Below are 8720 nucleotides of genomic sequence, written 5' to 3'. Positions count from 1 at the left end.
TGAAGCTTCTGATTCAGAGGCTTTTTGTCACAACCCCGTGACTGAACGTACCACGCTTTTCTTTAGCACGATGACGACGAATTCCATGATCAGGCAAATCGGGCAACTGTATATCAAGCCATCCTTGATCAATCCAGTTATAGACCGTCTTGTAGGCAATCCCCACCACATAGGCAACTTGTTCAGGGGACCACTTCTGGACTTGAATCTTTTCTTCAATCAAGTGTTTAAGGTTTTTAGTGAGCGAAGACTTCTGCCCCCGTTGACTAACCTTGCGTTCAAAGTCAGTTTGCGCTAGCTCAGCCTGGTACTCACTATTTAGCCGGTGAAGTTCGTTAAAGACTGTGGTTTTACTAAAGCCTAAGTAATTAGCGATGTATCGCAAGGAACGTCCTTCATTATGAAGCGTTTCAATGACAACACGGTTCTGGAATGATAAAATAGTGGTGCTCATCAAGGTCCTTCTTTCTAATGGATTGTACGGTAACACCATTAAAGACCTTGATGGGTTTTTCTGTCTACTTAAATGTTCAACTTAAATTTTACAATCTACCATTTTTATAGTGAGGAAGCTCAGGATCACGGCCAATTACCGTAATTCTGGGCTTTCAAGTTTCAGTTAGCGTATAATATGAATATAATGACCCTTTACAGTTGAAATGAGGGTGAGAAAAGACTTTATTTTCTCACCCTCATTATTGTTCTCGAATGGTTATACAATAATTGTGATGGAAAATTAGGTTAACGCACTTCATATATCCATTTTGTGAATATTTACTGGCTTTCGTTTGAGACTCATTCGGATGATAGCGAATAACCATTTTGTCATCCATCCTTTACTTACTTTTTTCGAGAAATCAATGACTTTATTACTACAGTGTGAATAAATCGATAGTAAAATGATAAGAAGTCACAAAGACCTAAATATCAAGCGCAACTAAGGAAGATGACAATGACACAACATATTACAATTACAGAAGTCGCTAAAGCTGCTGGCGTTTCAGTAACTACCGTTTCGCGGATTCTTAATGGTCACTATGAAAAGATGCGGCCAGCAACTCGAAGACGAGTTGAGAAAACAATTCGAAACCTTAATTTTGTTCCCACAGCATCAGCCCAGCGTCTTCGGCAGACACAAAGTTATGTAATTGGTATCCTGGTTGGAGATATTTCCAATCCCTTTTCATCCCTTCTTGCCAAGGGAATTGATGATGTGTTGCAGGGGGCAGGGTATGATATCTTGTTAATGAATACTAACAACTCAATTGATACTGAAGCACGAGCATTAGAACGACTATATCAGCAACGGGTTGATGGAATCATTGTCCAACCAGATTCACGCCAGTTTTCGCAGTATGAATTAGCGATAAAGAATAAGCTGCCGCTTGTTGTTGTTGACCGGGAAGTTGATGACCAACCCCAAACTATTGGGAAGGTGACCAGTGCTAACCGAGATGCTTGTTACCGATTAGGGAGAATTCTTAGTCAGCGTGGCTATAATAATATCTTGACTATTAGCGCCCACTATGCTGAAGCATCAGGCCAAATCCCGCGAATTGCTGGCCTTAAACTAGCGGCGGAAGATAATGGTTTAAGTTATCATAATATTGAAACACGTGGTCATAACAGGCGATGGTTAGCTAAAACATTCTTTAAACAATTTAATGCTTTGGGTGGTCGTACAGCTGTTGTATCACTAATGGGCCCTGTCCTTTTCGACCTACTCAGTATTTTTAAGGACCTTAATCTGACATTTCCCACAGATTTAGGCCTCGTTAGCTTTGATGATTGGGAATGGTCACAGTATGTCGGTGATGGGATTTTCCTTCTAAAGCAAGATATGGAGCTGATGGGGAACATTGCCGCTAATAAACTCCTTACCCAAATAAAAAAAGGGGATAATACCAGTTCAACCACTTTTCTTCCTGTTGAGATTGTTGCACGTCATTCACTTTAGGGTATAAATATACTTTGCTTAGGCAATTAGGTATTAAGGAACGCTAACTAGGTTTATTGGCTCTTTATTCAACATTAATAAAAAAGGACATTCAGTGGTGCTACTTTTTTAATTTGACAACAGAATGTTGATTTAAGAACTTCAAGTTTATAGTGACGGCGGATTATTATAAATAAGGTAGATTCAACATGCATAACTTAATTTTTCTTACAGATTTAACAGGAACTAACTTAGACCCCTATGTGCGGCTCAATGAAGCGCAGCTTTTTCACGCTCGGGAACCTCAACCGGGCTTATTCATTGCGGAAAGCCCTAAAGTAATTGAGCGTGCCTTGCGGGCCGGCTACCGGCCGGCTACGCTTTTGGTGGAAAAAAAGGATTTGACACGTGATTTAGCCGACTTGGACCATGAAATGGCGGTCAATAAAACAACGGGACTCGGTCAGACACCAATTTATGTCGCTAGCAGTGACCTTCTTCGTCAGTTGTCCGGCTATAATCTTTTGCGGGGTGCGCTTGCAGCAATGTATCGGGTAAAACGACCTTGTCTAGCCGAGTTTTTGACCAAGATGCCACCCATTCATCCCCGGATTGCGGTTCTTGAAAGCGTGGTTAATCCAACCAATATTGGGGCAATCTTTCGTTCAGCAGCGGCACTGGGGATAGATGGAGTAATTGTAACTAGTGATTCTGCCGATCCGTTTTATCGGCGTGCTTCTCGCGTAGCAATGGGAACTGTTTTCCAAGTACCGTGGACCTATATAGATGCTAAGTCCTGGCAAGCCGAAGGGGTTAGCATCCTTCATCACTTTGGCTACCAAACGGCTGCGATGGCATTACGTCATAATACTGTTAGTATTGATAATCCCCAGCTGGCTAAGGTAGATAAACTTGCAATCGTTCTTGGTTCGGAAGGCCCCGGATTAAGAGAGAAGACAATTATGCAGAGTGATTTTACAATTAAAATTCCGATGGCTCCGGGGGTCGACTCTTTAAATGTTGCCGCTGCCTCAGCCTTAGCTTTCTGGGAGCTGGGGAATCAAAAGGCCCGGTAGCCGCTATATTGAGTAGACCGGTGATGTGGTCCTAAGTCTTTCGTACGTTAGAATTAAAAAGCGTTCGAATTGAAATAAAAGCGGGATTCTGTATTCTATGTCGGCCACCAATTAAGTAAGCAAATCTTTGTACCCAGCAAATAATATAAGATACACTAGGCCTAATTAATTGAGGAGGGATTGGTATGAAGAAGTATGACGAAATCTTAATTGGCTCTGGCCCCGCTGCTTATAAAATGGCCAACCTATTGGCAAGAACTAGTCATAAGGTATTAGTGATTGAGGGCTTTGAATATGGGGGGACTTGCCCTAACTATGGTTGTGAACCGAAGATTTTCCTTGAAGGAGCAGTCCGAACTGTCCTGCAATCTCAACAGCTTCTTAATCATGGTATCGGTCAGCCGGCACAGCTAGATTGGCAAGCGCTGATGCGGACTAAACTGGCACGCTTTAATCCGTGGCCAGCTGAGACGCGGGAAATTATTAAGCGTAATCACGATATTGAAGATGGCTATGCCCACTTTGTTGATGACCATACCATTATGGTCAATGGTTACCAATATCAGGCTAATCACATTATTATTGCTACAGGGCAAGCACCGAATATTCTCGACATCCCTGGGAAGAAATATTTGCACACGAGTTACGACCTGCTATCCCTTAAGCAACTTCCCAAGCGCATTGCTGTTATTGGAGCAGGTTTTGTCGGCCTTGAATTAGCAACCCTGGTCGCTGCAGCTGGAGCTGATGTAACCGTGATTGTTCATTCTGACCGGGTTCTCCGTGATTTTACTGCGGTTGAGGATCGGGCACTGGTTGAAGCAATGCAAGACCGGGGAATCCAATTTAGATTTAATACTGTCACTAAAGCGGTTAGTCAAACCGCGGCTGGCTTGAAAATTGTCACCAACCAGGGGTCCGTTAAAACTGACTATATTCTTGATGCCACGGGACGGCGCCCAAATGTTGAAAGACTAGCGTTAGCAAACACCGGAATTAAACATGATCGCCACGGGATTAAAGTTGATGGGCACTTGATGACGAGTGTCGATGGCGTTTACGCCATTGGGGATGTTGTGAGCCGTAAGCAGCCGAAGTTAACCCCAGTAGCTGAATTTGAGGGTCACTACCTCTTTGACTACTTAACTGGTAAGACTAGCCAGGAAATAGTTTACCCAATAATTGGGCAGGCAGCCTTTACCTTTCCCGAAGTTGCCCGGGTTGGAGTTAATGCTGATGATGTCGCTGATAATGCTGACTATCGGGTCAAAATGGTTCCCCTCAAATACGGGAGCTTATACGCCGGACAAAATGACCAGGTTAGCACCTTAACACTGGTATTTAAGGGCCAGCAACTAGTGGGTGTAAGCGAAATTGGCGATTATGCGGCCGATGATATTAATAACTTTTTGCCAATTATCGGCTTGAAAATCAGCGGGGAAGAATACCGGAAGAGAATACTAGCAATTTATCCGACCCTTGGCGACAAGGTGGCGGGACTATTACCCTAGTTTGTGATATGAAAAAAAGAGGTTAAACATGCAAGACATCTTAGTAAAATTAAAAACAGAAAATGACTTATCGAGGTATGCTCTTGACGAGGTCAAAGACGAGATTGCTAAGTTTGGCAGCATAAGTCCTCAATTTGTTCACACCCTTGATGGCCTAAGACGTCTTTCTGGAAACGCTGCCCAGTATGGTGTCAACGCTACTAAAACGGTGCCGTCAGTTTTAAAAGGCAAGCGGATTGCTTTTCTGGGGAGCTCCGTGACCTTTGGCTATGGTGCCCTTGGCGAATCCTTCGTCGATTATTTAGCCAAAAGGGATGGCATACTGGCGATTAAGGAGGCGGTTTCTGGAACAACGTTAGTAGACCAAAACACCTTCTTCCCCCATGATTCCTATGTTGCCCGTCTGCGCAGTATCGACAAGGCAGCAAAACTGGATGCCTTCGTCTTACAGCTATCTACAAATGACGCTAAAAAGGCCCCTAATCTGCTTGGTAAGATTAGTTGTAGTGATCAGTATGATGTTAAAACAATTACAGGAGCCATTGAATATATTCTCAATTACGTAAGAGTATGTTGGCACGTCCCAGTATTTATATACACTAATCCCCGCTTTGATAACGAACTTTATGCGCAAATGGTTAACCGTCTCTTTGAGCTGCAGACCAAATGGCATTTTACAATCATTGACCTTTACCATAATGAGGAAGTACCGCATGGTGAGGCTTCACTATACATGGCTGATTCAATTCATCCAACCCGCGCCGGTTACCAGCAAAAATGGTTACCAATTTTTGAAGAAGCGTTAGGGAGAATTTGCTAATTCGAAAAGAAAGGGTGGATAATGATTGACAGCGATGCGGTAGCGCTGGACGACTTCATAGATTTAATGTAGAAGGAAGAAGGAATATGCCACGAAATTTATAATTGCTCCAGACTCTTTTAAAGGCGGCATGACCGCTAAAGAAGCCGTCAAGGCAATGGCTAGGGGGATCAAAAGAGTTTATCCAGATGCTGAATACGTTTTAGTCCCTATGGCTGATGGTGGTGAAGGGACGGTCCAGTCCCTGGTTGACGCTACTGCAGGAAAACTGGTTACCGCAAAAGTTCATAACCTCCTTAATCATTTAGTTGATGCGGACTATGGATTACTTGGGGATGGCGAGACAGCGGTTATTGAAATGGCGGCCGCAAGCGGGATTCAGTTTATCAATGCTAAAACAGCGAATCCCCTTGTTACAACCACCTATGGTACGGGTGAACTGATCCTTAATGCTATTAAACGGGGAGCCAAGAAAATTATTATTGGAATTGGTAGGAGCGCAACCGTCGATGGTGGTGCCGGGATGGCCCAGGCCCTTGGTGCCCGACTCCTGAAAGCTGACGGACAACCAATTGGGTTTGGTGGTGGTGGGGCGCTAGCTGAACTAGCGCAGATCGATACTTCACAGGTTGATCCACGTATCGCTAAAGCAACAATTGCGATTGCCTCAGACGTCACGAACACATTGACTGGTCCCAAGGGCGCCGCGCCTATTTTCGGCCCCCAAAAAGGAGCAACTCCGGAAATGGTAAAAATTCTTGATCGAAACCTTCACCACTATGCCGAAGTGATTACCAGAAGGACCGGTCAATCAGTTGAGAAGCTCGCCGGGGCCGGAGCAGCTGGTGGACTTGGGGCAGGACTGTTAGTGTTTACCAATGCTCAGATGCAGCATGGCGTAGATTTGGTAATTGCCCCTACAAAATTAAAAGAAAAAGCTGCTGATGCTGATTATGTTTTTACCGGTGAAGGGGGGATTGACTTCCAGACCAAATTTGGCAAGACCCCCTATGGCGTTGCAAAGGCATGCAAGAGTGTTGCCCCCAAAGCACCGGTGATTGTCTTAGCTGGTAATATCGGTAGGGGGGTAATAGCCTTTATACGACAGGTGCAATTGATGCGATTTTTGGAACTCCTGCTGGCGCTAAGTCATTAAAACAGGCTCTTTGTGATGCTCCTAATGATATTGCCCAAACTGCGGAAAACGTTGCGCGTTTGATTAGGGTAAGTAATTATTAAAGAAAAGAAGCTGGAAAATTTTAACTTTTCCGGCTTCTTTTTACATATATTAGTATATGGATTATTTTAATATTAGGGCAAAATAACTGCAAAATATTAATAAATTTGTAACTTTAAGATTAGTAACCTTATTAGATCATTATAACGGGGAGGAGAACGTTGATGAAAAAGCACCTATTGATAATTACTATCATTTTGGTCGGGATATTGCTCTTGCCAGTGCATGTTGCGGCTGATAATGTTTTAACGGCGGGGCAGCCATCGGTCTTTGATGCTCCCGACGATGGTCAGCTTTCCGTATATGACGATTCATCTCAGGCGGTCCAGGCGGGTAAGCACCGCCTTTATTTACCAACTAATACACCGACCCCGATTGAAAATTACCGGTGGCCGACGCGTAAACTTAAGATTTATATGGATACTTCAGACCGGCCAATTCAGCAGGCCTTTAAAGGGGCGGTTCAGGCCTGGAACCGTACAGGGGCCGTGCACATTAAGTGGTGTCGAAATGAAAGCCAAGCAGACATTATTGCCCGTGATGGTGCCCTTTCTAATACCGGAGCTGCTCCGGGAGTCGGCTATGTTTCCGCCCAGCTGGGGTCGACGAATACGGAGTATAACCCTGATACCAACGCCTTAATTCAGGCGCGGTCAACCCTGGATGCTAGTCACCTGGACTACGCCAGTCGCTCTTTTCGGACGGAGGTTGCTGAACATGAGCTGGGTCATGCATTGGGACTGGCCCACGCTCCTGAATACGTGCATAGCGTGATGATTCCCCGCAACATCCGGACGGGAATTACGCATAATGACCGTAAGACGCTACGCCAGCTGTACGATGTTGGGAGGTAGGTGCTGGATAGGGTACTTCTAGACGGCTGGTTAAATAATTGTGACGGTATTTGCAATTTAATTGCTTTTTATTAATGATATAATAACTTTTTTATAATTGGTTTGGCCAACTTAAATGTTATAATAGCGCTATCATTACCAATTTAACAAGAAATGGTTTAACTAAAATTAACCCAAATTGTCAACTCAAGTGCAACATGGCTATGAAGCTAAATATTGATGAAAACATTGTTGAGCGGTGTGGTAGTGAAGAAGCTTGCGGGGCTTGGTATTGATAGCTTGGACTGCTTGGTGGAGGTAGAGAAGGGATTGCTTAATGGGTTGGCCCTTGGGATAGAATTGACGAAGCAGTCCATTATTGTTTTCATTACTTCCGCATTCCCAAGGTGAGTACGGGTGAGCGAAGTAAATCTTGGCATGTCTAATTTTAGCCAATGTAGAGAATTCGGCACCATTATCAAAAGTGATCGAGTTAAACCAGTTTGGAGGGTAATTAATCACCTTCTGAAGCTCTTGACGACAGGTTTCTGCTCGGTAATTGGGAACTTAATGACAATCTCAAAGCGCGTTAAGCGTTCTGTTAGAGTCATCAGGGCTGGTTGATTCTTCCGCCGAACCCCCTTGACTAAATCCCCCTCCCAATCAAAAGGACGTTGGCGCTGATTAATCTTTTGCGGGCGTTTTTCAATTGAAACTCCCAGCCGCTTCACTGCTTGCCGAGAGTGGGAACGATGGTGCTTTTTTAGATGCCGACTTAGCTTCTGTGGTAAATCAAGATTCTTAATGGCTAACCGTCCCTGGTCAATATAGCGGTAAACAGTTGGCATTGACGGACAAAACTAGTCAGGAAACTTTAACTTGAACTGGCCAATAAACTCGTCCACACTCATCGCGTTAAATTGGCTGCCCAGCTGTTTGGTTAGGAGCTTAAAGAAGAAATGGCCCCGTTTAAGCAAGGAATGACAATGACATTTCAGCCGCCGCTGTTCATGCTTGGCTTGCGCCGTTTCACCATAGTAGTGATGGTAAGGGAAGTAATCTGAGTTACGCTGTAAGACACGACCACGTTTAAGCTCACGACCAATCGTTGACCGATGACAGTGAAGCTTTCTGGCGATCGCGGCATTAGACCAGTTCAGAACATGTAGTGCCTCAATCTGTCCACGCTGCTCACTAGTTAGTTGATGGTAGTGACGAGGAATGTTAGAATCAACCTGAGGCATGAGGATCACCTTTCTTATTTTTTGGTCAATTTAAGTTTAGGTCTTCATGGCCTTTTTGTTTAA

At 44.2% G+C, this 8720-nt stretch carries 5 protein-coding genes and 3 pseudogenes; 6 read left to right on the top strand and 2 right to left on the bottom strand.

Features of this window, described 5'->3' with window-relative positions:
* Positions 1 to 34: 34 nt before the first annotated feature.
* A pseudogene (locus ACEYV4_RS08335) lies at positions 35 to 454 on the bottom strand (transposase); the annotation flags it as partial.
* Between the two features lie 498 nt (positions 455 to 952).
* Between ACEYV4_RS08335 and ACEYV4_RS08330 the strand changes: the two are divergent.
* The 6 genes and pseudogenes from ACEYV4_RS08330 to ACEYV4_RS08305 all read left to right on the top strand — a co-directional run bounded on the left by ACEYV4_RS08330 (position 953) and on the right by ACEYV4_RS08305 (position 7434).
* Positions 953 to 1957: a LacI family DNA-binding transcriptional regulator gene (locus ACEYV4_RS08330; protein ID WP_047769630.1), complete on the top strand. Its 1005-nt coding sequence runs from the start codon at positions 953 to 955 to the stop codon at positions 1955 to 1957.
* Positions 1958 to 2145: 188 nt separating this feature from the next.
* A complete protein-coding gene (locus ACEYV4_RS08325; protein ID WP_367333549.1) occupies positions 2146 to 3012 on the top strand; it encodes a TrmH family RNA methyltransferase in 867 nt (288 codons plus the stop codon).
* 185 nt (positions 3013 to 3197) lie between these two features.
* A complete protein-coding gene (locus tag ACEYV4_RS08320; RefSeq protein ID WP_367333548.1) occupies positions 3198 to 4523 on the top strand; it encodes an NAD(P)/FAD-dependent oxidoreductase in 1326 nt (441 codons plus the stop codon).
* Between the two features lie 28 nt (positions 4524 to 4551).
* Positions 4552 to 5343, top strand: a complete 792-nt coding sequence (locus ACEYV4_RS08315) for an SGNH/GDSL hydrolase family protein (protein WP_047767418.1) — start codon at positions 4552 to 4554, stop codon at positions 5341 to 5343.
* 130 nt (positions 5344 to 5473) lie between these two features.
* Positions 5474 to 6582: pseudogene (locus ACEYV4_RS08310) on the top strand (glycerate kinase).
* Positions 6583 to 6744: 162 nt separating this feature from the next.
* Positions 6745 to 7434, top strand: a complete 690-nt coding sequence (locus tag ACEYV4_RS08305; protein WP_373842844.1) for a matrixin family metalloprotease — start codon at positions 6745 to 6747, stop codon at positions 7432 to 7434.
* 201 nt (positions 7435 to 7635) lie between these two features.
* Here the strand turns inward: ACEYV4_RS08305 and ACEYV4_RS08300 are convergent.
* Positions 7636 to 8657, bottom strand: a pseudogene (locus ACEYV4_RS08300) (IS30 family transposase).
* Positions 8658 to 8720 lie beyond the last annotated feature (63 nt).

The sequence above is a fragment of the Limosilactobacillus sp. genome, from assembly GCF_041859915.1.
GTDB lineage: Bacteria > Bacillota > Bacilli > Lactobacillales > Lactobacillaceae > Limosilactobacillus.
Note: the sequence above shows the minus strand (reverse complement) of the source record. Positions and strands in the feature narration are given on the sequence as shown.